27 protein-coding genes are annotated in these 24,830 nt (G+C 54.7%); 6 read left to right on the forward strand and 21 right to left on the reverse strand.

The genetic code is table 11. The annotated features are described in order from the left end of the window. Positions 1-8 precede the first annotated feature (8 nt). From acpP to yceD, 7 genes are all read right to left on the reverse strand, one after another. Positions 9-245, reverse strand: coding sequence for an acyl carrier protein (gene acpP / locus VGM55_RS17400; RefSeq protein WP_004157115.1), 237 nt, complete (start codon positions 243-245; stop codon positions 9-11). A 154-nt stretch (positions 246-399) separates the two neighbouring features. Continuing rightward, on the reverse strand, positions 400-1,134 hold the full coding sequence (gene fabG / locus VGM55_RS17405) for a 3-oxoacyl-ACP reductase FabG (protein WP_154187664.1): 735 nt from the start codon (positions 1,132-1,134) through the stop codon (positions 400-402). Between the two features lie 13 nt (positions 1,135-1,147). Then, positions 1,148-2,077 carry an ACP S-malonyltransferase gene (gene fabD / locus VGM55_RS17410; RefSeq protein WP_154187665.1) on the reverse strand — a complete coding sequence of 310 codons (930 nt, stop codon included), beginning with the start codon at positions 2,075-2,077 and terminating at the stop codon, positions 1,148-1,150. Positions 2,078-2,094: 17 nt separating this feature from the next. Further along, positions 2,095-3,048: a beta-ketoacyl-ACP synthase III gene (locus VGM55_RS17415; protein WP_154187666.1), complete on the reverse strand. Its 954-nt coding sequence runs from the start codon at positions 3,046-3,048 to the stop codon at positions 2,095-2,097. A 6-nt stretch (positions 3,049-3,054) separates the two neighbouring features. After that, on the reverse strand, positions 3,055-4,089 hold the full coding sequence (plsX, locus tag VGM55_RS17420; RefSeq protein WP_331636153.1) for a phosphate acyltransferase PlsX: 1,035 nt from the start codon (positions 4,087-4,089) through the stop codon (positions 3,055-3,057). A gap of 12 nt (positions 4,090-4,101) precedes the next feature. Beyond that, on the reverse strand, positions 4,102-4,272 hold the full coding sequence (gene rpmF, locus VGM55_RS17425; RefSeq protein ID WP_016535856.1) for a 50S ribosomal protein L32: 171 nt from the start codon (positions 4,270-4,272) through the stop codon (positions 4,102-4,104). Between the two features lie 16 nt (positions 4,273-4,288). After that, positions 4,289-4,810 (reverse strand): 23S rRNA accumulation protein YceD, encoded by a 522-nt coding sequence (yceD, locus tag VGM55_RS17430; protein WP_038473650.1) that lies wholly within the window; start codon positions 4,808-4,810, stop codon positions 4,289-4,291. 232 nt (positions 4,811-5,042) lie between these two features. Here yceD and VGM55_RS17435 point away from each other — a divergent pair, with 232 nt between their 5' ends. After that, complete coding sequence (locus tag VGM55_RS17435; RefSeq protein WP_331636154.1) at positions 5,043-5,627, forward strand: nucleoside triphosphate pyrophosphatase; 585 nt, start codon at positions 5,043-5,045, stop codon at positions 5,625-5,627. A gap of 193 nt (positions 5,628-5,820) precedes the next feature. Here VGM55_RS17435 and rluC read toward each other — a convergent pair whose 3' ends face one another. Then, positions 5,821-6,774 (reverse strand): 23S rRNA pseudouridine(955/2504/2580) synthase RluC, encoded by a 954-nt coding sequence (gene rluC / locus VGM55_RS17440; RefSeq protein ID WP_167549838.1) that lies wholly within the window; start codon positions 6,772-6,774, stop codon positions 5,821-5,823. Positions 6,775-7,344: 570 nt separating this feature from the next. On the opposite strand from rluC, the gene rne reads away from it, so the two are divergent. Continuing rightward, positions 7,345-10,593, forward strand: a complete 3,249-nt coding sequence (gene rne / locus VGM55_RS17445; RefSeq protein ID WP_331636155.1) for a ribonuclease E — start codon at positions 7,345-7,347, stop codon at positions 10,591-10,593. A 242-nt stretch (positions 10,594-10,835) separates the two neighbouring features. Then, on the forward strand, positions 10,836-11,018 hold the full coding sequence (locus VGM55_RS17450) for a DUF1869 domain-containing protein (protein WP_154187751.1): 183 nt from the start codon (positions 10,836-10,838) through the stop codon (positions 11,016-11,018). Positions 11,019-11,111: 93 nt separating this feature from the next. On the opposite strand, the gene flgL is transcribed toward VGM55_RS17450, so the two are convergent. From flgL to flgB, 11 genes are all read right to left on the reverse strand, one after another. Further along, on the reverse strand, positions 11,112-12,080 hold the full coding sequence (gene flgL / locus VGM55_RS17455) for a flagellar hook-associated protein FlgL (RefSeq protein WP_331636156.1): 969 nt from the start codon (positions 12,078-12,080) through the stop codon (positions 11,112-11,114). Positions 12,081-12,094: 14 nt separating this feature from the next. Continuing rightward, positions 12,095-13,750 carry a flagellar hook-associated protein FlgK gene (gene flgK, locus VGM55_RS17460; RefSeq protein WP_331636157.1) on the reverse strand — a complete coding sequence of 552 codons (1,656 nt, stop codon included), beginning with the start codon at positions 13,748-13,750 and terminating at the stop codon, positions 12,095-12,097. A 76-nt stretch (positions 13,751-13,826) separates the two neighbouring features. Beyond that, positions 13,827-14,771, reverse strand: coding sequence for a flagellar assembly peptidoglycan hydrolase FlgJ (gene flgJ / locus VGM55_RS17465; RefSeq protein ID WP_154187673.1), 945 nt, complete (start codon positions 14,769-14,771; stop codon positions 13,827-13,829). After that, the gene (locus VGM55_RS17470) at positions 14,771-15,868 is read right to left on the reverse strand and encodes a flagellar basal body P-ring protein FlgI (protein ID WP_154187674.1); all 1,098 of its coding nucleotides are present in this window, start codon (positions 15,866-15,868) and stop codon (positions 14,771-14,773) included. Before VGM55_RS17470 ends, flgJ begins: the two co-directional genes overlap by 1 nt. 12 nt (positions 15,869-15,880) lie before the next feature. Beyond that, positions 15,881-16,576, reverse strand: coding sequence for a flagellar basal body L-ring protein FlgH (locus VGM55_RS17475; RefSeq protein WP_154187752.1), 696 nt, complete (start codon positions 16,574-16,576; stop codon positions 15,881-15,883). Positions 16,577-16,631: 55 nt separating this feature from the next. Next, on the reverse strand, positions 16,632-17,414 hold the full coding sequence (gene flgG, locus VGM55_RS17480) for a flagellar basal-body rod protein FlgG (RefSeq protein WP_038473679.1): 783 nt from the start codon (positions 17,412-17,414) through the stop codon (positions 16,632-16,634). A 30-nt stretch (positions 17,415-17,444) separates the two neighbouring features. Next, the gene (locus VGM55_RS17485; protein ID WP_154187675.1) at positions 17,445-18,200 is read right to left on the reverse strand and encodes a flagellar basal body rod protein FlgF; all 756 of its coding nucleotides are present in this window, start codon (positions 18,198-18,200) and stop codon (positions 17,445-17,447) included. Between the two features lie 20 nt (positions 18,201-18,220). Further along, entirely contained in the window at positions 18,221-19,471 is a 1,251-nt protein-coding gene (gene flgE / locus VGM55_RS17490) for a flagellar hook protein FlgE (RefSeq protein WP_154187676.1), read from the reverse strand. Positions 19,472-19,497: 26 nt separating this feature from the next. Further along, the gene (gene flgD, locus VGM55_RS17495; protein WP_154187677.1) at positions 19,498-20,196 is read right to left on the reverse strand and encodes a flagellar hook assembly protein FlgD; all 699 of its coding nucleotides are present in this window, start codon (positions 20,194-20,196) and stop codon (positions 19,498-19,500) included. 11 nt (positions 20,197-20,207) lie between these two features. Next, positions 20,208-20,612: a flagellar basal body rod protein FlgC gene (gene flgC, locus VGM55_RS17500; protein ID WP_126356811.1), complete on the reverse strand. Its 405-nt coding sequence runs from the start codon at positions 20,610-20,612 to the stop codon at positions 20,208-20,210. 3 nt (positions 20,613-20,615) lie between these two features. Beyond that, positions 20,616-21,026, reverse strand: coding sequence for a flagellar basal body rod protein FlgB (gene flgB / locus VGM55_RS17505; protein ID WP_154187678.1), 411 nt, complete (start codon positions 21,024-21,026; stop codon positions 20,616-20,618). Between the two features lie 159 nt (positions 21,027-21,185). On the opposite strand from flgB, the gene flgA reads away from it, so the two are divergent. The 3 genes from flgA to flgN all read left to right on the forward strand — a co-directional run bounded on the left by flgA (position 21,186) and on the right by flgN (position 22,662). Then, positions 21,186-21,845, forward strand: a complete 660-nt coding sequence (gene flgA / locus VGM55_RS17510) for a flagellar basal body P-ring formation chaperone FlgA (RefSeq protein ID WP_331636158.1) — start codon at positions 21,186-21,188, stop codon at positions 21,843-21,845. Between the two features lie 95 nt (positions 21,846-21,940). Further along, a complete protein-coding gene (gene flgM / locus VGM55_RS17515) occupies positions 21,941-22,234 on the forward strand; it encodes a flagellar biosynthesis anti-sigma factor FlgM (protein ID WP_154187680.1) in 294 nt (97 codons plus the stop codon). Between the two features lie 2 nt (positions 22,235-22,236). Then, positions 22,237-22,662 (forward strand): flagella biosynthesis chaperone FlgN, encoded by a 426-nt coding sequence (gene flgN / locus VGM55_RS17520; protein ID WP_331636159.1) that lies wholly within the window; start codon positions 22,237-22,239, stop codon positions 22,660-22,662. Positions 22,663-22,716: 54 nt separating this feature from the next. Here the strand turns inward: flgN and VGM55_RS17525 are convergent, their stop codons facing one another. After that, complete coding sequence (locus tag VGM55_RS17525; protein ID WP_154187681.1) at positions 22,717-23,199, reverse strand: cold-shock protein; 483 nt, start codon at positions 23,197-23,199, stop codon at positions 22,717-22,719. A 78-nt stretch (positions 23,200-23,277) separates the two neighbouring features. Then, positions 23,278-24,813, reverse strand: coding sequence for a murein biosynthesis integral membrane protein MurJ (murJ, locus tag VGM55_RS17530; RefSeq protein ID WP_154187682.1), 1,536 nt, complete (start codon positions 24,811-24,813; stop codon positions 23,278-23,280). Between the last annotated feature and the right edge of the window lie 17 nt (positions 24,814-24,830).

The following is a 24,830-nucleotide window of genomic DNA, read 5'->3' on the forward strand; positions in this document are numbered from 1 at the left end:
ATGTTCACTTACGCCTGGTGGCCGTTGATGTAATCAATGGCAGCCTGAACGGTGGTGATTTTCTCAGCTTCTTCGTCCGGAATCTCAGTATCAAACTCTTCTTCCAGAGCCATTACCAGCTCAACGGTGTCAAGAGAATCAGCGCCCAGGTCCTCAACGAAGGAAGCGGTGTTCACTACTTCTTCTTGCTTAACGCCCAGTTGTTCGCCAATGATTTTCTTAACGCGTTCTTCGATAGTGCTCATACTCTTAAATTTCCTATCAAAACTCGCTTTCGCGATGGTTTTCGTAGTGTATAAAATGTTGAAAAAGATGCAACCAAATCCCGGCTGGTCAAACCACGATTTTACGCTATTTTGCGGGCATTCGCCCAAATAACGCAAATATTTTTCACCGTGATTAAACCATGTACATTCCGCCATTGACGTGCAGGGTCTCACCAGAGATGTACCCAGCTTCGTCAGAGGCTAAAAATGCTACAGCACTGGCGATTTCATTTGCGTCGCCTAAACGACCCGCAGGAACCTGCGCCAGAATACCCGCACGCTGTTCATCAGAGAGCGCACGCGTCATGTCCGTTTCAATAAAACCCGGAGCAACAACGTTCACAGTAATACCGCGCGACGCAACTTCACGCGCCAGCGATTTACTGAAGCCAATCAAACCCGCTTTCGCCGCAGCGTAGTTAGCCTGACCAGCATTTCCCATGGTACCAACCACAGAACCGATAGTGATAATACGCCCATGACGCTTCTTCATCATAGCTCGCATTACCGCTTTTGACAGACGGAAAACAGATGACAGGTTGGTTTCGATAATATCGTTCCACTCATCATCCTTCATGCGCATCAGCAAATTATCGCGAGTGATGCCGGCATTGTTAACCAGAATATCGACTTCGCCAAACTCTTTGCGAATGCTGCCCAACACGGAGTCGATAGAAGCCGGATCGGTTACGTTCAGCATGAAGCCTTTGCCGTGCTCGCCCAGATAGTCACTGATAGCCTGCGCACCGCTTTCGCTGGTTGCCGTACCGATAACTTTCGCACCGCGAGCCACTAAAGTCTCAGCGATAGCGCGGCCGATTCCGCGACTTGCGCCGGTTACCAGCGCAATTTTTCCTTCAAAACTCATGGTTTTCCTCGTTTTATTGTTCAAGCGCCGCTGACAGTGTTGCAGGCTCATTAATGGCCGCTGCCGTCATGGTGTCAACAATACGTTTAGTCAGCCCCGTCAGAACCTTGCCTGGGCCAACTTCCAGCAGTTGGGATACGCCCTGCGCCGCGATAAACTCTACGGACCTGGTCCACTGAACCGGGCTGTAGAGCTGGCGTACCAGCGCGCTACGAATGGCTTCCGGTGCGGTTTCACACTTCACGTCAACGTTATTAACGACCGGAATAGCCGGGGCGTTAAAGGTAATGTTTTCCAGCGCTAGCGCCAGTTTATCGGCCGCAGGCTTCATCAGCGCGCAGTGGGACGGCACGCTCACCGGCAGCGGTAGAGCACGTTTTGCGCCAGCGGCTTTACAGGCAGCACCGGCACGCTCGACGGCTTCTTTGTTACCGGCGATCACAACCTGTCCCGGAGAGTTAAAGTTCACCGGAGAGACAACCTGCCCCTGCGCTGACGCTTCACAGGCTTTGGCAATGGACGCATCGTCAAGACCGATAATGGCAGACATTGCGCCGGTCCCTTCAGGTACAGCATCCTGCATCAGCTTACCGCGCAGTTCGACCAGGCGAACGGCATCGGCGAAATTAATCACGCCAGCGCAAACCAGCGCGGAGTATTCACCCAGGCTGTGGCCCGCCAGCAGCGCAGGCGCTTTGCCGCCCTGCTGCTGCCAAACGCGCCATAATGCGACGGAAGCCGTCAGCAGCGCTGGCTGAGTCTGCCAGGTTTTATTCAGCTCTTCCGCCGGCCCCTGCTGGGTCAGCGCCCACAGGTCATAACCCAGCGCGTCAGAAGCTTCGCGGAACGTGGCTTCAATCACCGGATAGCTTGCCGCGAGATCGGCCAGCATGCCAACGGACTGGGAACCCTGTCCCGGAAACACCATAGCGAATTGCGTCATGTCGAAAATTCCTTTAATCAAAAACGAACCAGTGCAGAGCCCCAGGTGAAGCCACCGCCGAACGCTTCCAGCAGTACCAGCTGACCGCGCTTGATGCGACCATCGCGTACCGCTTCGTCCAGCGCTGCCGGTACGGAAGCGGCAGACGTATTGCCATGGCGATCCAGGGTCACGACGACGTTATCCATCGGCATCCCGAGTTTTTTCGCGGTCGCACTGATGATGCGCAGGTTAGCCTGATGCGGCACCAACCAGTCGAGCGCAGAGCGATCGAGGTTATTTGCTTCCAGGGTTTCGTCAACGATGTGAGCCAGCTCAGTCACCGCGACTTTAAAGACTTCGTTACCGGCCATCGTCAGATGAACTGAATTTTCAGGATTCACGCGATCGACGTTCGGCAGCGTCAGCAGGTCACCATAGCTACCGTCTGCGTGCAGATGGGTAGAGATGATACCCGGCGCTTCAGATGCACCCAGTACGGCCGCGCCTGCACCGTCGCCAAAAATAATGATGGTGCTGCGATCGGTCGGATCGCAGGTACGCGCCAGCACATCAGCACCGATGACCAGCGCGTTTTTCACGGCGCCGGACTTCACGTACTGATCGGCAATGCTCAGCGCATAGGTAAAGCCCGCACACGCGGCGGCAACGTCAAACGCCGGGCAACCTTTAATACCCAGCATGGCCTGAATCTGGCACGCCGCGCTTGGGAAAGCGTGCGTTGAAGACGTTGTCGCCACAACGATCAGGCCGATGTCGTTTTTATCAATGCCGGCCATGTCCAGCGCGCGGACGGCGGCTTCGTAACCCATGGTCGAAACCGTTTCATTCGGGCCAGCAATACGGCGTTCACGGATACCTGTGCGGGTGACAATCCACTCGTCAGACGTATCGACCATTTTTTCCAGGTCAGCGTTAGTACGCACTTGTTCAGGCAGGAAGCTGCCGGTACCAATAATCTTCGTATACATGTACGCTCAGTCACTCTTGGGTAATACAGATTCCAGGCGAGCGCCAATCCGCTGAGGGACTTGCCGCTGCACCGCCTGCACTGCCTGTTCAATCGCGACAGCAAACGCTCGCTGATTGGCCGCACCGTGACTCTTAATCACCGTGCCGCGCAATCCTAACAGACAGGCGCCATTATACTGGTCGGGGTTGAGGTGACCGAATCGCCTTATCAGGCGCTTTTGTAGCCACTTCTTCAATATAATCAGCCACCACGACCTTTTTTTTCCTTCCCCCTGCGATTTGAGCAGCGAAAGGAACATCCTGACAACACCTTCCATCGTCTTGAGTGTGACGTTACCGACAAAACCATCACAGACCAGCACATCGGTCTTGCCGGTGAGTAATTCGTTAGCCTCAAGGTATCCAATATAGTTCATTGAAGGCATTGTTTTTAATAAAGCAGAGGCATCACGGATACTGTCCAGCCCCTTAGTCTCTTCTTCGCCGATATTCAGTAGCGCCACTTTAGGGCGACTGATACCCAGCACCTCTTCGGCCATCACGGATCCCATGATGGCAAATTGCACCAGCATCGTGCTGTCGCAGTCAACGTTAGCGCCAAGGTCAAGCACCACCGTTTTCCCCTTTTGCTGATGCGGTAATACCGTCATCAACGCCGGGCGCTCAATCCCGTCAATTGGCTTAAGCAGTAATTTCGCAAGCCCCATCAGCGCGCCGGTATTCCCGGCACTGACGCAGGCTTCTGCCCGCCCTTCTTTCACCAGCTCAAGCGCAATGCGCATTGACGACCCACGGCTTGCGCGGATCGCCTGTGACGGTCTGGCATCACTGGCAATAACCGATTCCGCAGGAATAATCTGCAGGCGCGAGCGTTGCTCGAAATCAGCTTTGGCAAGTAATGGCGTGATTGCGTCGGGATTACCGACTAAAAGAAGATTAAGCGAAGAGTTTGAGTCCAGTGCCTGCAAAGCTGCAGGCACTGTCACGGAAGGACCGAAGTCCCCACCCATGGCATCTAACGCTAGGGTTAGACGTCTCAAGGTTGCGCCAGATTACTTAGCGATAACCTTGCGGCCGCGGTAGAAACCGTCGGCAGTGATGTGGTGACGCAGATGAGTTTCACCAGAAACTTTGTCCACGGACAGGGTGGTGGTGGTCAGCGCGTCATGGGAACGACGCATGCCACGTTTGGAACGGGTTGGTTTATTCTGTTGTACGGCCATGGACCTTACTCCTCAATTACTTACGCTTTAAACTGGCTAATACGGCAAATGGGTTTGGTTTTTCCGCCTCTGGAGGCAGTTCACCAAAGACCATGTCCGCCTCGGACACTTCACAGTGTTCAGAATCATGCACCGGAACTACAGGCAAGCAGAGGATAACTTCATCTTCCACCAGCGCCCGCAGATCGATTTCACCGAATTCGTTAACCTCAATCGGCTCATACGCTTCCGGGAGTGCTTCAGCCTGTTCGTCAGAGCGGACCGGACTGAAACAATACGTTGTGTGAACATGATGCACAAACGGTTTCCCGCAACGCTGGCATTCGAGCGTTACCGTCACCTTTGCATCGCCGGTCAAAACCGCGAGGCGCTGGTTATCGATAGCGAATCTCATGGAGCATTCTACATCAGTGTCCACACTGACTACAGACTCGGCGATACGCTCAACCTGATCGGAAGCATACACTCCTTCGTAATCAAGGCGTTTTTGAGCCGTACGAACCGGATCAAGAGTCAGGGGTAATTTTACCTTTTGCATAGGGCGCGCATATTAACTTTGTAACGTCATAGAGTCAAAGAAAAAGGCCTGGAAACAGCGCCTTTTGCCATTTCTACCCTAAATAGTTTAAGTTGCAGACAGGCACCCGGCTCGGGTAAGTGAGCGCTGGTAACGCCTCTGCGGCTTAAAATATGACGGGTATATTCGCACACATTGCGGTGGCACAGTTTAAAATGCCTTTATTCAATTCGCTATCTTTAATGAAAAAAATATGAAATCGATTGTTCTCGCGTCCACTTCCCCGTTCCGCCGCAGCCTGCTGGAAAAACTGGGTCTGCCTTTTATTACCGCTGCTCCCGAGGTCGATGAGACGCCACAGCCCGGAGAAAATGCGCGGCAGTTGGTCACTCGCCTCGCTCAGGCTAAAGCTCAGGCATTAAAGGAACGCTATCCCGAACATCTTATCATCGGCTCCGATCAGGTTTGCGTCTTGAATAACCAGATCGCCGGAAAACCGCACAGCGAGGAGAATGCCATACAACAATTATTGCAGGCACGCGGTACCATCGTGACCTTTTATACCGGGCTGGCACTGTATAATTCAGCAAACGGCCAGCTGCAAACGCTGTGCGAACCTTTTGATGTTCACTTTCGTCATTTGACGGAGGAAGAAATTCGCCGCTATGTGCAAAAAGAGCAGCCGCTTAACTGCGCGGGCAGCTTTAAAAGCGAAGGGTTGGGCATCACGCTGTTTGAGCGACTGGAAGGGAAGGATCCGAATACCCTGGTTGGGCTACCGCTAATCAGCCTGTGCGAAATGCTGCGCAAGGAAGGCTGTAACCCGCTGCTGGACTAAAAAAACGCTCCGGCAATGCGGGGCGCGAGACTGCTAACAAAATTCATTGATCTAAAAAAGCCCGAGCGTTGGTCTAATAGAAACAATGAATGATGTTCTCTGGTTTGCCCCAAACGGCCGAAAACCACGTTTTTCGGCCGTTTGTCATCAACCTGACGCTCCGGCGATGCGGAGCGCTTTTCACTAACTGGCATTACTTAGCGTTGCGTAAAACCTGCAGGCAACGCTTTAGATTATTGTCCAGCGGCGCTTCGATACGAATCACCTCCCCGGTATTCGGGTGGGTAAACTTCAGCGCGGCAGCGTGCAGGAACAGGCGGTTCAGCCCGGTGCCCGCAAGCTGCTTATCAAACTCGCGGTCACCATAGCGATCGTCAAAGGCGATAGGATGCCCGGCGTGCAGGGTATGGACGCGAATTTGGTGGGTACGCCCGGTGACCGGACTACAGCGTACCAGGGTCGCAAACTCATAGCGCTCTTCAACCTTAAAGCGCGTTTCGGATGGCTTACCTTCGCTGTTTACCCTCACGATGCGCTCCCCGCTTTGCAGAATATTCTTCAGCAGCGGAGCCTGTACCACTTTGACATGTGACTGCCATTGCCCACGAACCAGCGCGAGGTAATCCTTTTGCATCCCCTTCTCACGCAGCTGCTCATGAAGCGAACGCAACGCGGAGCGTTTTTTAGCCACCAGCAGTACGCCGGACGTGTCGCGGTCGAGGCGATGCACCAGCTCAAGGAAACGAGCTTCCGGGCGCAGGGCACGTAGCCCTTCGATGACGCCGAAGCTCAAGCCGCTGCCACCGTGTACCGCCGTGCCGGAGGGTTTGTTAAGCACCAGAATATGGTCGTCTTCATAAAGAATGACATCGCTCAGTGCGGCCACTTTTTGCAGATGCGGAGAGACAGCCTCTTCCTCACGCTCGGCCACGCGGACCGGCGGGATACGAACCTCATCCCCGGCTTCAAGTTTATACTCGGGCTTGATGCGTTTTTTATTCACTCGCACCTCGCCTTTACGCACGATGCGATAAATCATACTTTTTGGCACGCCCTTCAGGCGGGCGAGCAAAAAGTTGTCGATACGCTGCCCGGCCTCATCGGCCGAAATTGCAACGATTTTTACTGATGGAGTCTCTGTTTTCATGGTCGGCGATTCTAAATAGCCCGTGCGCATAGCGCCACTCATTTTTATGTGCTTAACTGACAATCTGTCCTGTTTTAAACCGTCTCAACCGTCTTTTATCGCGAGCTTTACGTCAGCCTTAAAATACAGGTTAAAAAACTGTGAGAAACAGGGCGCTAATAGCAAAAGTCATCTTGCTATAACAAGGTTAGCAGTGGAATAATGTTACGGTTTTCCGCGTTGAAACTTGTTAAAACAAGAAATTTTGCGGAATGACCAATTTTGCCTGAACGTTCATCCACGCAGCAATGGCGTAAGACGTATTGTACTTTCAGGCAGTTAGCGGGCTGCGGGTTGCAGCCTGACCGGTAAAATGGAATCACTCTTAAGAAACATTCTAAGGTTATTCCCACGATAATTGCGCTGTATTTCCGTATGAAATACAGGCAACCGACACTTTGCGCCTCTCAGCAAGCGACAACCGTGAGGTTGGCGACTACGCGTTTAGTCACGAGGCCATCGGTTCACTCCCGGTTAGCGTCACCATGTCCGCAGCTCTGTCGCCAATGTAAGAATAATGAGTAAGTTACGATGAAAAGAATGTTAATTAACGCAACTCAGCAAGAAGAGTTGCGTGTCGCCCTTGTAGATGGGCAGCGTCTGTACGATCTGGACATTGAAAGCCCGGGACACGAACAGAAAAAAGCGAACATCTATAAAGGCAAAATCACCCGTATTGAACCTAGTCTGGAAGCGGCATTTGTTGATTATGGCGCAGAAAGACACGGTTTCCTTCCTCTGAAAGAAATCGCTCGCGAATACTTCCCTTCTAATTATGCTTCCCATGGCCGTCCGAATATCAAAGATGTTCTGCGCGAAGGCCAGGAAGTGATCGTCCAGATCGATAAAGAAGAGCGCGGTAACAAAGGTGCGGCCTTAACCACCTTTATTAGCCTCGCGGGTAGCTACCTGGTTCTGATGCCAAACAACCCTCGCGCCGGTGGTATTTCTCGCCGCATCGAAGGGGATGACCGTACCGAATTAAAAGAAGCGCTTTCTTCACTTGAGCTGCCGGACGGCATGGGTCTTATCGTGCGTACCGCGGGCGTGGGCAAATCCGCCGAAGCCCTGCAGTGGGATCTGAGCTTCCGCCTGAAGCACTGGGAAGCTATCCAGAAAGCCGCTGAAAACCGCCCTGCTCCGTTCCTGATCCACCAGGAAAGCAACGTTATCGTTCGCGCTTTCCGTGACTATCTGCGTCAGGATATCGGCGAAATTCTGATTGATAACCCAAAAGTGCTGGAGCTGGCTCGCCAGCATATCGCCGCGTTGGGCCGTCCAGATTTCAGCAGCAAAATTAAGCTCTACACCGGTGAAATCCCGCTGTTCAGCCACTATCAGATTGAGTCGCAGATTGAATCCGCGTTCCAGCGTGAAGTCCGTCTGCCATCCGGTGGTTCAATCGTTATTGATACCACGGAAGCCCTGACCGCCATCGACATCAACTCCGCGCGCGCAACCCGCGGCGGCGATATCGAAGAGACAGCGTTCAATACCAACCTTGAAGCGGCCGATGAAATTGCTCGCCAACTGCGCCTGCGTGACCTCGGCGGCTTGATTGTTATCGACTTCATCGATATGACGCCGGTTCGCCACCAGCGTGCCGTTGAAAACCGCCTTCGTGAAGCCGTACGTCAGGACAGAGCGCGCATCCAGATCAGCCACATCTCGCGTTTTGGCCTGCTGGAGATGTCACGTCAGCGTCTTAGCCCGTCCCTCGGCGAGTCCAGCCACCACGTCTGCCCACGCTGTAGCGGCACCGGCACCGTTCGCGATAACGAATCTCTGTCTCTCTCCATCCTGCGTCTGATTGAAGAAGAAGCGCTGAAGGAGAACACCAAAGAAGTTCACGCCATCGTGCCTGTGCCTATTGCCTCTTACCTGCTGAACGAAAAACGTGACGCGGTGAGCGCAATTGAAAAACGCCAGGGCGGCGTACGGGCGATCATCGTTCCAAACGATCAAATGGAAACGCCGCACTATTCTGTGCTGCGCGTACGGAAAGGCGAAGAAACCCATACTCTGAGCTACATGCTGCCTAAGCTGCATGAAGAAGAGATGGCAATGCCTTCTGATGAAGAGTACACCGAACGCAAGCGTCCGGAGCAGCCTGCTCTGGCAACCTTTGTGATGCCTGAAGTACCGCCGGCGCCACAGGAAACCGCTGCGGTTAAACCTGCCGCCGTCGTGACCGGGCCTGCCACAACTCAGCCAAAAGCTGATGCAGCCACGCAGCCGGGTCTGGTTAGCCGTTTCTTCGCCGCACTGAAAAAACTCTTCGCTGGCGATAACGCCACGGCAGAAGTTAAAGAAGTGAAGGAAGAAAAAGCGACTGAGTCTGATACTCAACGTCAGGATCGTCGCAACAACAACCGCCGTCAGAACAATCGCCGCGATCGTGGCGATCGTAATGAGCGCGGTGACCGCAACAACCGCGATCGCGATAACCGTGACAATCGTAATAACCGCGATGACCGCAACGGTGAAGGCCGTGAAGCTCGCGAGCCGCGTGAGGGTCGTGACGACAACCGCCGTAACCGCCGTAATGGTCAGCAGCAGAATACGGAATCCCGTGAAGTTCGCCAGAACGTTGCTACTGCCGTAGACGATGCTGAAAAACAGCAGAAGTCCCGTGACGAGCAGCAGCCGCGTCGCGATCGCAACCGCCGCCGTTCTGATGAAAAACGTCAGGCGCAGCAGGAAGTGAAAGCACTGCAGCAGGATAACGTTGTTGAGCAAGAAGCCGAGCAGGAAGAACGCACTCAGGTCATGCAGCGCCGTAAACCGCGCCAGCTGAACCAAAAAGTTCGCTTCGAATCTGCTGATACTCCTGCCGTGGAAGAAACTCAGGTTGTACAGGCGAGCACCGAGCTGGCAACTATCCCGCTTCCAGCTGTGGTAGAAGCCCCTGTCATCGCTGAGCAGCAGGATGACAACGCAGAGAATCGTGAGACTGCCGGTATGCCGCGTCGTTCACGTCGTTCTCCTCGCCACCTGCGCGTGAGCGGCCAGCGCCGTCGTCGTTACCGTGATGAGCGTTACCCGGCCGTGTCTCCTATGCCGTTGGCAACCGCGTGTGCCTCTCCGGAACTGGCATCAGGTAAAGTGTTCATCACCTACCCGATTGCTCGTCCACACGATCAGGTTGCTCAGGAAGAGGTCTTCCAGTCTCACGAAGAAGTCCAGCACACCAACGTTGCTGAGGCGGCGGCTGTTGAAGCCGTAGCCCCTGTTGCCGATGTGCAGGTTAGTGAACCTGTGAAAGCTGAAGAGACCGTTGTTGCACCGGTCGCGATTGAAACAACGCATCCAGAAATCATCGCAGCACCGGTCACCGAACAGCCACAGGTGATTGCCGCTGCGGATCACGTTGTCGCCGAAGAAACCGTTGAGCAAGCTAAACCCGCACAGGAAGAATCCGCTCAGCCGGTGCCACAGGCAGCAGAAGTCATTGAACCTGCCCCGGTTGCTGTAGAACAGCCAGCGGTAGAAGAAGCCCCGATCGCGGTGGTTGAAGAGGTGAAACCTGTTGTTGAAGCGGCACCTGCGGTAGAAGCGGAGCCGGTGGAACAAGCGGTTAAGGCCGAATCCGCTGTAGCCGTCAAACACGCTACGGCACCGATGACGCGTGCCCCTGCACCGACTTATACTCCGGAGGCACCTCGCCATAGCGAGTGGGTTCGCCCATCCTTCGAGTTCAGCGGTAAGGGTTCTGCGGGCGGTCACAGCGCAAGCCATCAGGCAACCGCGCCGGCGACCCGTCCGCCAGAAACGGAGTAATTTTCCGCAGAGCGTAAAAAGCCGGTCAATCGACCGGCTTTTTTTTGCCTGTGGCCCGGTATTTATGACAAGGTCATTACCCGCCCCTTAAAAGTGCATTTAAAATTCACTTTATGTCAAATTTCACAACTCAGCAGGGGGTTAAATAGTCTCAGGTTAAATAAGAAAAAACACGATGCTCCCGAGGCAAAGCTGGAAGGCATCGCCCTGGGCAAGGTGGTGAACAGCCAAAGGAATTCATGATGGGTAAAGCAACGTACACCGTCAGCGTCACCAATAACAGTAACGGTGTCTCGGTCGACTATGAAACCGAGTCTCCAGTGAGGCTGCTTATTCCTGATATTGCCGCCGGGGTCGTTAAAGAGCGGGTCAATACCGTTCGCGCGTACGATACGGAAGACGAGTACGAAGTTTGCGGCGGGTAATGTTCCTGTCGGCAAAAAAAAGCCCGCTCCGGGGTGCCGGAAGCGGGCATATAAGGCGCGCTCAGTTTCATAACGCGCCCAAAACGTAGAATGCTATCGACTATTCAACTGGAAAAGTGACATGCCCTGCATATCACTAAATGCTTTATAAGATGCCTGCAACGCGGCCTGCTGCTGTACATAGTTGGAGACGGTCGCATTCCAGTCCGCACCCACCAGCTGGCTCATCTGATCTGCCTGTCCCAGCGCCCGTTCGCTGCCTAAGTCGTCCAGCTTGCTTAGTTCGTTTAGCTGTGTTCCCAGCTCAGCACGTACGGTTGAAACGTTGCTTAGCGCGTTACCTAATCCACGGTTCGTCTTTGCAACCGCGTCATCGAGGGCTTTTTTACCCGCGTCATCCAGCCCAGCTGTCGGCGTTTTCAATGCTTTAATTGCAGAGTCCAGCATATTAAACAAATTCGTTTCGCTCGGTGAACCATCAGGTTCCGGCGTCGCATTGCTGGAAATGTGGTTAAAGACCTGGTCCCCGGTATGGCCGATGGTCATGGTGCGGGAAGTGTCTACCTGCTGAGTAATCGGGATAGTCCCGCCGTTATAAGTAATGCTGCCCGCGCCACCGCTGAACGGTGCCGCTTCGGTTTTATAGCCAGCAAAAATATAGCGCCCATTCCCGTCAGTGCTATTAGCCTGGTTTAATAGCTGGTTGCGAATGCCTTCAAGTTCAGTCGCCAGAGAGGCCCGATCGTCATCATTCAGCGTACCGCTGTTACCCGCTTTCACCACCTTCTCCTGAGCATTTGTGATGGAGGACGTCACCTGCTGCAGAACACTTTCTTCCAGCGACACTTTCTGATTTGCAAAAGTCCTCGCCAGTTTGTACTGGTCGTTCATGGACTGCGCCTGCGAAAGCACGACGGCCTGAGAAGCCGCAACTGGATCGTCTGACGGCCTGTTCACGCGGTTACCGCTGCTCATTTGCTCGCCATAATTCAACCATAAACTCTGTACATCGCTAATGCCGCGCATGTTCTGGTCATACAACATCTGGGTACTGATACGCATGGCTTTGGCTCCCGTTAGCGAATATTCAACAGTGCATCAAACAGCGTAGACGCAGTCTGGAGTACCTGGGCGTTGGCCATGTAGTACTGCTGGTAACGCTGCAGGTTGCCGTACTCTTCATCGAGGTTTACGCCGGAGATAGATTGCTGCTGCTTTGTTAGCTGCGTAACCACATTATCCTGCGTCGTGCTGGTGACCTTCAGGCTGGCCGTTTTGTTACCCACATCACTGACCAGGGTGGCGTAAGCATCGTTAAAGGTTTTGTTCCCTTCGACCTGCTTTGAGTTCTGCAGATCCAGCATCGTCTGAGCGTTACGGTTATCGCTTTTACCCGAAGTAGGATCGCTTGCCAGCGCCAGTTTAGACTCGTCTTTGACGGCTAAACTCATGTTCACTACCGCATTGGCAACCGGTTTTACGGTGAAGCTTTCGTTGTTGGCAGGCGTACCGCTAACGCCAACTTTCAGTCCATCAAAGTTCAGGCTCACGTTACCGCTGGCATCTGTGGTCGTGCCTGGATTGATATTGGCATTGTCAGATAAACGGGTGACTTGCCAGTTCCCGCTCACAAACTCAACCTTGTAATCACTGGCCTGCACTTGCTTGCTGTCCGTTGTGGTCGCAGTCAGCTGAGTGCCGCTGGTATTACGGGTATTGCTCAGCACAGTTGGGCCGCCGAAGGTAAACAGGTCGGTCCCCTTATCCCCGTTAGCGTCATAGCCCTGGGTGTGCTGGCTGTTCAACGCCGTTGCAAAAGCCTGTGCCATCTGTCCCAGGCGGTTACGCGCGCTGTCCAGATCCTGAGAGCGGAAGCTAAACAGACCACCGAGGGAGCCAGAATTCAGCTGGCTTTCCGGGATTTCAATCTTGCCGGCGACCGGATCGACAAAAGCAACGGTGGTACGTGAAGGGTCCGCGCTGGAGTTAACCGCCGCCAGCTGGTTAGAGGTATTGCCCTGCACCAGAGTCAGACCATTAGCAATAGAAATATTATAAGTGCCACCGTCCTGTACGCTGACATCGACGCCGACAATTTGATTCAGCTGGCTAACCAGCTGATCGCGCTGGTCCAGCAGATCGTTTGGTGCAGAGCCCGCGCCCACGCCTTTCAGGCGAGAGATCTGATCGTTCAGGTTGGCAATCTGTTTGGCGTAGGTGTTGATCTGATCAACGCTGCTGGTGATGGACAGGTTAACCTGTTTGTCCTGATCGCGCAGATACTGGTCGGTGACCTTAAACTGATTGACCAGACCGTCAGCTTTACCTAACAGGGCCTGACGCGCAGCCGGATCCTGAGCATTACTGGTCAGTGTCTGCAGGCTGGAGAAGAAATCCTGCATGGTTTTTGACAGTGAGTTAGTTGTACCGGACAGAATATTGTCGATTTTTGACATCTGCTGGTACTGCGTTGCCAGCCCGCTGCTTTGCGTCTGCGCCGCACGCAGCTGGTTGGTGATGAATGAATCGTATTCACGCTGCACGCCGTTAACATACACGCCGTTGCCCACATAGCCGCCCCCGGTCAGGGTACTTTTTGACTGTGACAGTATCGTCGTCTGGCGGGTGTAACCATTTACATTATAGTTAGAAATGTTATTGCCGACGGTGCTTAATGCCGCCTGGGCAGCACTCAGGCCACTCATGGCACTGTTAATCAGGCTATTGGACATGAAGGTTCCTTGATAGCGTGTGGTCAAAGGTTCTGCTGCTTATTATCGGCAGCAGGCCATGGGACTTGAGTCTTCTTCAGAACAAATTTGACAAATCAGTGCTGTAGGCTTTAGAAACCTTGTCGCTCATTGATTTCAGCTGCTGGATCATGCCGGTCAGCTTGCGAGCGTAGTGAGGATCCGTTGCGTAACCGGCGTTTTGCAGCGCCTGAGCGCCCTGCTCTGCCGAGGCCGCATTCGTTACGGCGGCGTAGCGAGGATTTTTCGTCAGTAAGCCAACGTAGTCCGACAGCGCTTCCAGATACGAGCTATAGACACGGAATTTCGCTTTTACTTTCTTCGCCTCACCGTTTTCAAACTCGGTGGTGGTGATTTCAGTCGTCGCCCCTTTCCAGCCCGGCGTCGCCTTGACGCCAAACAGGTTAAAGCTTGGTTCACCTTTTTCCGTGCGGATCTGCCGCTGCCCCCATCCGGACTCCAGCGCGGCCTGCGCCAGAATCAGGTGGTGCGGAATACCGCTAGCCTCACTCGCTAAACGCGCCGGCAGTGAGAGCTGCGCCAGGAAGTCTTTGCTGTCTCCGCTCATCGGCTCTTCGTTCGAAGGCGCACGCGGCACGGCCTGGCGCACCATCTGCGTCAGGGTCTGGTTCTGGTAGCTGGTAACGGTTTGCGGGTCGAGTTTCAGCGGCACCTGACCGGCACTTTCGGACGGTTCGCTCTGCTCCCCGCTCATCTGCTTGACCATGGCATCCGCCAGACCCAGCCCTTTCGCACTGAGCTGCTGGGCAATCTGCTGGTCATACATGCTGGTGTACATACGTGTGGATTCGCTGCTGAAAATCCCGTCTTTCGGCAGCGCCTCACGCATGCTTTTCAGCATCATCTGTACGAACATCCCCTCCACCTGGTGGGCAACCTCTTTTAGATTACCTTTTGGATCCTGTCCGGCCTTCGCCTTCAAATCATTAAGCGAGTTAGCGTCAAACGCGGCATTAGCAAGTGAACGGGCATCGGTCAGCATCAGATGATTTCCAGTTTCGCACGCAGGCAGCCTGCGCTTTGCATTGATTGCAGGATAGACATCAGATCGATTGGCGTGGCACCCAGCGCGTTCAGCGCGCGGACGACATTGTTCAGGTTGGCGCTGGAATTCACGCGCTGTACCGAGCCACCGCTCTGACGCAGATCGATCTGCGTTTGCGGCGTTACTACGGTCTGACCGCCGCCAAATGGCGTATTAGGCTGGCTGACCTGGTTTTGACGGTTCACCGTGACGGACAGATTTCCCTGCGCGACGGCGCAGTTATCCAGCGTCACTTCACGGTTCATGACCACCGAGCCCGTACGGGAGTTAATTACCACGCGGGCATCCTGAACCGGCATGTTGACCTCAAGGTTCTGGATATCTGCCAGCAGGCGAACCTGCGAGCTGCCGCCGCTTGGCACGCGAATTTGAATGGTACGACCGTCCAGCGCCGTGGCGCTGCCAAAGCCGCGGGAACGGTTAATGGTGTCGGTAATCTGCTGCGCGAGGCTGAAGTCATCGTCGTTAAGCTGCAGATTAAGGGTATTGCCATTGCCAAAGGTACCGGCCAGCTCGCGCTCGACGACCGCGCCACCGGTGATACGCCCGCCGTTAAGCTGGTTCACCTGCACGCTGCTGCCGCCTGCGGCAGCGCCCGCGCCGCCGACCAGCACGTTACCCTGCGCCAGGGCATAAACCTGGTTATCAACGCCCTTAAGCGGGGTCATTAACAGCGTACCGCCGCGCAGGCTCTTGGCGTTACCCATTGAGGAAACGACAACGTCGATGTTCTGCCCCGCGCGCGCAAACGCCGGGTATTTTGCGGTAACCATTACCGCCGCAACGTTTTTCAGCTGCATGTTGGTGCCGGTCGGCACGGTGATGCCCAACTGGGAAAGCATGTTGTTCAGGCTTTGGGTGGTAAACGGCGTTTGTGTCGTCTGGTCACCGGTACCGTCCAGCCCGACAACGAGGCCGTAACCTATCAAGGAGTTCTCACGCACGCCCTGAACGGTCGTCAGGTCGCGAATGCGGTCGGCGGAGGCGTATGTTGTTGCCAACAGCACAACCAGCCCAAATAAATATTTAACCATGGTACCCCTCGCTTACATCGGCGATACGTTAAGGAAGAAGCGCTGCAGCCAGCCCATATTCTGCGCTTCATTAATGTAGCCGTTACCGACATACTCAATTCGGGCATCCGCTACCTGGGTGGAGGCCACGGTGTTGCTGCCGCTGATGGTGCGCGGGTTCACTACGCCGGAGAAGCGTATAAATTCGGTGCCCTGATTGATGGCTATCTGTTTTTCGCCCACCACATGCAGGTTACCGTTCGCCAGTACCTGATCGACGGTCACCGTCAGGGTGCCGCTGAAGGTGTTGCTGGCGTTGGCACCGCCTTTCCCGTTAAAGCCATTACTGCCAGAGGCATTCAGGTCGGCTTTCCCATTCCCCAACAGCCCCGAGGCGAAGGTCGGCACGGTATCAAAGCCAAGGGCCGATTTGCCGTCTCGGCTGGCATTCGCCGAAGAACTTTTACTGGCACTAACGTTTTCCTGAAGCTGGATGGTTAAGGTGTCGCCAATATTACGCGGGCGGCGGTCTTCAAACAGCGGCTGATAGCCATAGTTCATCGGCTGCGCGGTCTGGAAAATTGACCCGTTGATCGCAGGTGCAGGGCCGGGGACCGGCTGGGCGGTGGTCGCACCTTCAACCAGCGGTTTACTTGGCACAAGGGCGCAGCCGCTTACGGCAAACACCAGACTCAGGACAACAGGACGGAGCACCATTGGGTTTTGCATTGCTTTCATCTTCAGGTCACGGCAGCCGACGCGCTTTCGCACGTCGGCACACGCCTTACATTTGCGTCAGTTTTTGCAGCATCTGATCGGTCGTGGAGACCGCTTTGCTGTTGATTTCGTATGCGCGCTGAACCTGGATCATATTCACCAGCTCTTCAGCAACGTTAACGTTTGAAGTCTCAACATAGCCCTGATACAGCAGACCGGCGCCGTTCAATCCCGGCGTGGAATCGTTTGGCGCACCGGATGCCTGGGTTTCGGTGTAGAGATTCTCACCAATACTTTCCAGACCGGTATCGTTCATAAAGGTCGTCAGGTTCAGCTGGCCAACCTGCACAGGAGCGGCCTGCCCCTGCAAGGTAGCGCTTACCACGCCATCACGTCCGATAGTCAGGCTCAGCGCGTTGGCCGGCACGGTAATCGCAGGTTGAACCTGGAACCCCCCCGCCGTCACCAGCTGGCCGTTCTGGTCAACCTGGAAGGAACCATCGCGGGTGTAAGCGGAGGTGCCGTCCGGGAGTAAGACCTGGAAGAAACCTTCGCCTTTAATCGCCACATCCTTGCTGTTGTCCGTTTTAGACAGGTTGCCCTGGCTGTGCAGACGCTCGGTGGCGACCGGGCGAACGCCGGTACCAATCTGCAAACCGGACGGCAAAGTCGTCTGTTCAGAGGACTGTGCGCCAGGTTGGCGGATGGTTTGATAAAGTAAATCTTCAAACACGGCGCGTTGACGCTTGAAACCGTTCGTAGAGACGTTTGCCAGGTTGTTGGCAATCACATCCATATTGGTTTGCTGTGCATCAAGACCTGTTTTGGCGATCCATAAAGAACTGATCATGATTGAATCCTGTAGTAAGTAAGCCGGTCGTTAGGTCATTTGCAGCAGCGTGTTAGCACGCTGTTCATTGTCATCAACGTTGGCGATAACTTTCATCTGCATCTCAAAGCGACGAGCGTTGGCTATCATGTCCGCCATCGCTTCTGCCGGTTTAACGTTGCTGCCTTCCAGTACGCCGGACATCACCTTGATGGTAGGGTCCGCTTGCAGTACCGCACCGCGTGTGGCCTGGGCCGTCTGGTTCAGACGGAATAGCCCGTCATCACCACGAACAACCTCCTGCTGCGTGGCTTTCACCAGCTTCAGTTGACCAATAGGCGCCACGGTATTCGGTGGATCACCGGGGTTCAGCGCGGAGATCGTTCCGTCAGCCGCGATAGTGACCTGCGAACCTTCCGGTACCGCAATAGGGCCACCGTCGCCGATAACAGGTCGGCCACCGATAGTCAGTTGCCCCGCTGGGCTGACCTGGATGTTACCGTTACGGGTATAGGCTTCTCCGCCGTCCTGCGTCTGCACCGCCAGCCAGCCATCCTGCTGTAAAGCAACGTCCATCGGGCGCGAGGTGTAGTCCATTTGACCCGGAGTCATATCCGCCCCAGGCGTAGAGGCGATGACAAGGGTACGGGTTGGCAGAGAAAGCCCTTCAACCGGTACCGCACGCAAAGCGTTAAGCTGCGCGCGGAAGCCCGGGGTCGAAGCATTCGCCAGGTTGCTTGCCGTGACTGACTGTTGATTCAGCGTCTGGCTGGCAGCGCCCATGGCGGTGTAGATTGCGTGATCCATTAAGCCGTCCCGTCAGGCGCTTAGCGCAGGTTAACCAGGGTATTGAGGATCTGATCCTGAGTTTTGATGGTCTGCGCATTCGACTGGTAGTTACGCTGCGCGACAATCATGTTCACCAGTTCTTTACTCAGATCCACGTTCGAAGACTCCAGCGCCCCGCTGGTCAGCGTACCGAAGTTGCCGGTACCCGCGAGCCCCAATAATGCAACGCCGGAAGAGTTGGTCGCGGTCCAGACATTATCGCCCTGGGACGACAAACCTTCAGGGTTGGCAAAGTTGGACAGCACGATTTGCCCCAGAAGCTGGGTCTGCTCGTTGGAGTAGTTACCCACAACGGTGCCATCATCGTTAATCTGGTAAGAGACCAGGTCACCCGGCTTATAGCCGTTTTGGTTGGTCGCAACGATGTTGTTGGCGCCGGTGTTCTGCTGCATTGAGTTCTGGAAGCTAAGAGCAAAGGTCGCAGGCTGCGCGCCGTTGCTGGTGCCAGTCGTCACAGTAATACCGCTTGGCAGGGTATTCGGGTTCGGAATAGGATCGGCAGCGTTTGCCGTAATACCGAGCAGGGAACCGTTGTTATCGAAGCGCATAAACCCTGCTGAGCTCGCGGTAGAGCCCGCAACAGAAGAGTCTTTGGTGAACACCTGCCAGGTGTTATCCGCAGTTTTAACGTAGTAAAGGTCCATGCCGTGGGCGTTACCCTGGCTGTCAAATACGGTCACCGTCCCCTTCTTGTTGTAGCTATCCGATTTAGTCGGATCGAAAGGCGTGGTGGTCGGCACCTTGTCGGTAGAATTCAGGTTGATCTGCTGGGACGCCGTGGTGGTGGATTTTGCCGCCATCAGGGTATTTGGGATCGACAGGCCAACCGGGTTTGCGCCCTGCTGAATGGTTGGCGGGGTGCCGGTTGCCGGGTAACCGGTTAACTGCAGGCCCTGCATGTTCACCAGGTTACGGTTTTCATCCAGCTTGAACTGCCCGTTACGGCTATAGAACACGGAGCCAGAGCTATCCACCAGGCGGAAGAAACCGTTCTGGCTGATAGCCACGTCCAGGCCACGGCCGGTACCGGTCGTGGTACCGTCGCTAAAGTTCTGGGTCACACCCGCCACTTTAACGCCCAGGCCCACTTTAGAGCCCGCAAACATATCGGCAAAAGAAACCGAGCCGGATTTAAAACCGTAGGTGGCGGAGTTGGCAATGTTGTTACCAATCACGTCCAGGTTGGTGGCCGCAGCATTCAAGCCGCTGACCGCTTGAGAAAACGCCATGTCTTACTCCTGCTAAGGTTATAGGCTTAAATAATTTGCCTGATTGCATCGAGGGTCGTGGAACCGTAGGTTCCGAGATCCAGCTTGGCACCGTCTTTGCTGTTAATGACGCCGTTCACCATGGCGAAGTTCAGTGGCTGAGCCACCAGCTGCGTCCCGCCGTTGGTGGCATTAATTGCCACAGTATAAGAACCGTCGGGTACGTTGGTGCCGTCATTGGCGCTGCCGTCCCAGGTGAAGGTATGTACCCCGGCACTGAGCCCGCCAATCTCAATGGTGCGGACCACTTTGCCGTCTTTATCGGAGATAGTTGCGGTGACTTTATCCGCCGCCTGCTGCAGCTCAACGCCAAACGGCGTGGTGCTGATGGTGTTGGTTTTTGAGTCCGTTCCCGCCAGCACTTTGTTGCCCGGGATCATGACGCCATGGCCAATCAGGGCACTCGCCTGCAGCGACTGGTTCTGGTTGAGCTGGCCGGAGACCGAGCCCAGCGTAGTGTTCAGTTTTTCAATGCCGCTAACGGTACTGATTTGCGCAAGCTGCGTTGTCAGTTCGTTGTTTTGCATTGGATTTGTCGGATCCTGGTTTTTTAACTGCGCAACCAGCAGGGTCAAAAAGCTGCCCTGCAGGTCCGCCGCGCTGTTGCCCGTCAGGCTGTTTTTTGACGCACCTGCAGTAGGATCAACATTGTTAGTTGGATCGTTCATTTTGACTGCGATGGACATATAGGCTCCTGTTACTGACCGAGAGTGAGCGTTTTCATCATCATGCCCTTCACGGTATTGAGCACTTCGACGTTTGCCTGGTAGCTGCGGGAGGCGGACATGCTGTTCACCATTTCCCCGACAACATCTACGTTAGGCATACGCACGTAACCACGCGCGTCTGCAAGCGGGTTACCCGGCTGGAACACCAGCTTGTCCGGCGCATCGCTCTCCACCACGTTAGTCACTTTAACGCCACCGGTCGCAGCACCAGGCGCAGCATCAACCTGGAAAACGACCTGTTTTGCGCGGTAAGGCTGCCCGTCAGGCCCGGTGACGCTGTCGGCGTTAGCGAGGTTACTCGCCGCGACGTTCATGCGTTTGGACTGGGCGGTCATTGCCGAACCGGCGATGTCGAAAATATTGAGTAAGGCCATCGATTATCCCTGTAGCACCGACATCATGCTTTTGATTTGGCCGCCAATCACCGTGAGGTTAGTCTGGTAACCCAGGCTGTTATCGGCAAACTGCGTACGTTCGCGGTCCATATCAACGGTATTACCGTCCATTGCTGGCTGGTCAGGTACGCGGTAGAGGAGATCGAGCGACGGAGTGGAGTGGGTTTGTGCCGGAATATGGCGCGAGGAAGTCAGCGCAAGCGACATGCCGCCACCTTCAACGCGTCCGCGCTCCATCACTTTTTTCATTTCACTGGCAAAGTCGATATCGCGCGCCTGAAAGCCCGGCGTGTCGGCATTGGCGATATTCGCAGCCAGAATCTCTTGACGCTGGGCACGCAAGTTAAGCGCTTCTTGCTGAAATCGCAGTGCGGCGTCCAGTTTATCGAGCATGCTTCCTCCATGGTCCATAGAATTAGGAATCGTCCGAAAGCTTAAAGCGCCTTACGCGTACGTGATGGGTGGAATAAGCGCAAAATACGTCGCTATTTATCGCCTTGATCAAAACGGCTCACGGTTAAAATCACCGCAACCTGAGAATGGAGAAGCGCGATGAGAAGCCTGAAAATCTGGAGCGGCGTAGCAAGTTTGCTGGTAAGCCAACTGGCCCTGGCGGGTGCGCTCGACCAACCGCTGACCCAGTATTTCCAGCAGCGGCTGGCGGGGATCAGCGATGACGTCAGCGTCAAGGTGAAAACCCCTGAAACCCAGCTTCCTGCCTGCCCTCTGCCCGAATTTTCAACGCCGGGAAATGCCAAACTGTGGGGAAGCGTGAGCGTGATGGCACGCTGCGGCAGCGACAAACGGTTTATCCAGGTTCAGGTGATTGCGACGGGTAACTATGTGGTCGCCATCCGGGCAATACCCCGCGGAGCAAGGATCGATGAGGCCAGCGTGCAGCTAAAAAGCGGCCGCCTTGACCAACTTCCGCCACGAACTATGATGGATATCGGCCAGGCCACCGATGCGGTGACGCTGCGGGACATAGCGCCCGGTCAGCCGGTGATTCAGTCGATGATTCGACAGGCCTGGCGCGTAAAAGCCGGCCAGCAGGTTCAGGTTATTGCCTCCGGCGAAGGCTTTAGCGTCAACGGTGAAGGCAAGGCGCTGAACAACGCTGCGGTCACGCAAAATGCCCGCGTTCGAATGTCCTCAGGACAGGTGGTAAGCGGGACGGTTGATGCTGATGGGAATATTCTGATTAATCTATAATCTTTTTAAAGATTCCGCGGCGACTGCCGATAGTACTATCAATAAATAATACTGACTGGCTCTTACGCCGCGAGCCCCTCGATGAGGAGAGAACAATGAGCATTGATCGCACGTCGCCACTGAAACCGGTAAGCACCGTACAACCGCGTGAAACCAGCGATCCACAGGCGCTGAAAAGCCGTCTGGAAAAATCGACAACCGCCAACAGCACCAGCGTAAAATTAAGCGATGCGCAGGCTAAATTAATGCAGCCGGGAACCAGCGATATCAACATGGATCGTGTTGAAGCGCTGAAGACGGCTATTCGTAACGGTGACCTGAAGATGGATACCGGCAAGATCGCCGATGCGCTGATCCAGGAAGCCCAAAGCTATTTGTCGAGTAAATAACGGTGAGTCGTCTGTTAGAAGTGCTGGACCAAATGACCGCGGTACTGAATTCACTGAAAGAGGTGATGGATGCCGAACAGCTGCAGCTTTCCGCAGGCCAGATAAACAGCAATGCGCTGCAACGTATAACTGAAGATAAAAGCTCGCTGCTGGCAACCCTGGATTACCTGGAACAGCAGCGACGTGCTGAGCAAAATTCGGGAGCGGTAACCAGCATCGATGTCAACCAGCGCTGGCAGACGATTACGCAAAAAACCCTGCATTTGCGGGATATTAACCAGCACAATGGTTGGCTACTTGAAGACCAGATGGCCCGTAATGAGCAGGCGCTTGCCGTATTAAAACCGCATCAGGCACCGGACTTCTATGGTGCCGACGGGCAGGCAACGTCGCAGGCGAACCGCGGCGGTAAAAAAATCACTATCTGATTTTCCCACCAGATGAAAACTGCTGGTCAACGCTCTCCTTGACCAGCAGATCGTTTATTTCAGCGATTTCAACACTTTTACCGTAGCCTCAATATCAATCTCATCCTCTGAGAAGAGATGCGTTTCGCCCTGGAATGTGGTCACGGCCAGTTTTTTCACCGTGCGCATTTCGCCCTCTTTTTTCTCTGCCTTCGGGCGAATGCTGTTCATCAGCAGGCCAACCGACAGCACCGCATTTTCTTTATCGATCTTGCCGTCAGCAGGCTGCTCTTCGCTGTACACCACGAAAGATTTGATCGAGGTGATTTTAAGACGCTCTCCCGCAATAAAGAGATGCTTGCTCTCCGGCTCAACCTTGACAGCAAAGGCCGACAGGCCTTTATTATTGGTTCCCGGCTCGAAGGTCACCGACGCATCCTTTTTGATAAGCTCCGGGTTGGCGACTTTAATCACATGGAAGTAACGGTTCTCGCCGTTTTCATCTTTGATAAATCCGAAGCCCTTGTCTTCGAACCAGGTTGTGATTATTCCTCTCATCGCTCTGTCACCTAATTAACCTTTCAACATATAAAGAATAGGGCGGCCTGACGAAAGCGTCATCCACCCAGAAAAAAATCAAAGCGTGCGGCGGGCGAAATCTTTCAGCCTGAAGCCCAGCAGCAGCAGCGTCGCAAAATAGGCGACAACGCCCGCAACGACAACAGCCATCAGCCGTAGCAATCGGTAAGGCATATTACCTAAGTCCCAGGCCGGCATGACGTACATCAGCCCAACCAGCACCGCAGACATCACCAGCACCGCCGCCACCAGGCGCAGCAGGAATGGCGTCCAGCCTGCCTGCGGCTGGAAGATATCCTGCTTGCGTAGCTGCCAGTAAAGCAGCGAGGCGTTAATGCAGGCGCCCAGACCAATCGACAGCGAAAGCCCGGCATGTTTCAGTGGGCCGATAAACGCCAGGTTCATTAGCTGCGTCAAAATCAGCGTCACGATGGCTATCTTAACCGGCGTTTTAATGTCCTGGCGGGAATAGAAACCCGGCGCCAGCACTTTCACCACGATAAGCCCCATCAGGCCGACCGAGTACGCAACCAGCGCACGCTGGGTCATCAGGGCATCAAAAGCAGAAAACTTGCCGTACTGGAACAAAGAAACGGTCAGCGGTTTGGCCAGAATACCCAGCGCTACGGCGCTCGGCAGCGCCAGCAGGAAGCAGAGACGCAGCCCCCAGTCCATCAGGCGGGAGTATTCATCGTGGTTGCCGGTGGCAAAGCTCTTCGCCAGCGACGGCAATAAAATGGTGCCCAACGCCACGCCCAGCACCCCGGACGGGAACTCCATCAGGCGGTCAGCATAGTACATCCAGGAGACCGAGCCGGACACCAGGAAAGAGGCAAAAATGGTATTGATGATCAGCGAAATCTGGCTGACGGAAACGCCGAGAATAGCCGGCCCCATCTGCTTGATAACCCGCATCGCGCCCGCATCTTTAAAGCTGATACGCGGTAGCACCAGCATACCGATTTTCTTCAGGTGCGGCAGCTGATAGGCCAGCTGCAGAACGCCGCCCACCGTCACCGCCCAGGCCAACGCCAGAATCGGCGGGTTAAAGTGCGGCGCGGCAAACAGCGCAAAACCAATCATACTGAGATTGAGGAACGTCGGGGCAAACGCCGGAACCGAGAAACGGTTCCAGGTATTAAGAATGGCCCCCACCAGCGACGCCAGCGAAATCAGCAAAATATACGGGAAGGTAATGCGCAGCAGACTCGAGGTCAGCGCAAATTTATCCGCAGTGTCGGCAAAGCCCGGCGCGGTAACCAGAATAACCCATGGTGCAGCGAGCATGCCGAGTACGGTGACCAGCGCCAGTGCCAGGGTCAAAAGCCCCGATACATAGGAGACAAAAACGCGCGTTGCATCTTCACCCTGCTTACTCTTGTATTCAGCAAGAATCGGTACAAAAGCCTGGGAGAAAGCGCCCTCGGCAAATATACGGCGAAGCAGGTTCGGCAGCTTAAACGCCACGAAGAAGGCGTCCGTCGCCATTCCTGCCCCAAATACCCTCGCCACAATAGCGTCGCGCGCAAAGCCAAGCACGCGGGAAAACATGGTCATCGAGCTGACGGCCGCCAGCGATTTTAATAGGTTCATTTATTCTGTTATTCCAC

It is taken from the genome of Cedecea sp., assembly GCF_036500665.1.
In the GTDB taxonomy this organism is placed as follows: domain Bacteria; phylum Pseudomonadota; class Gammaproteobacteria; order Enterobacterales; family Enterobacteriaceae; genus Cedecea.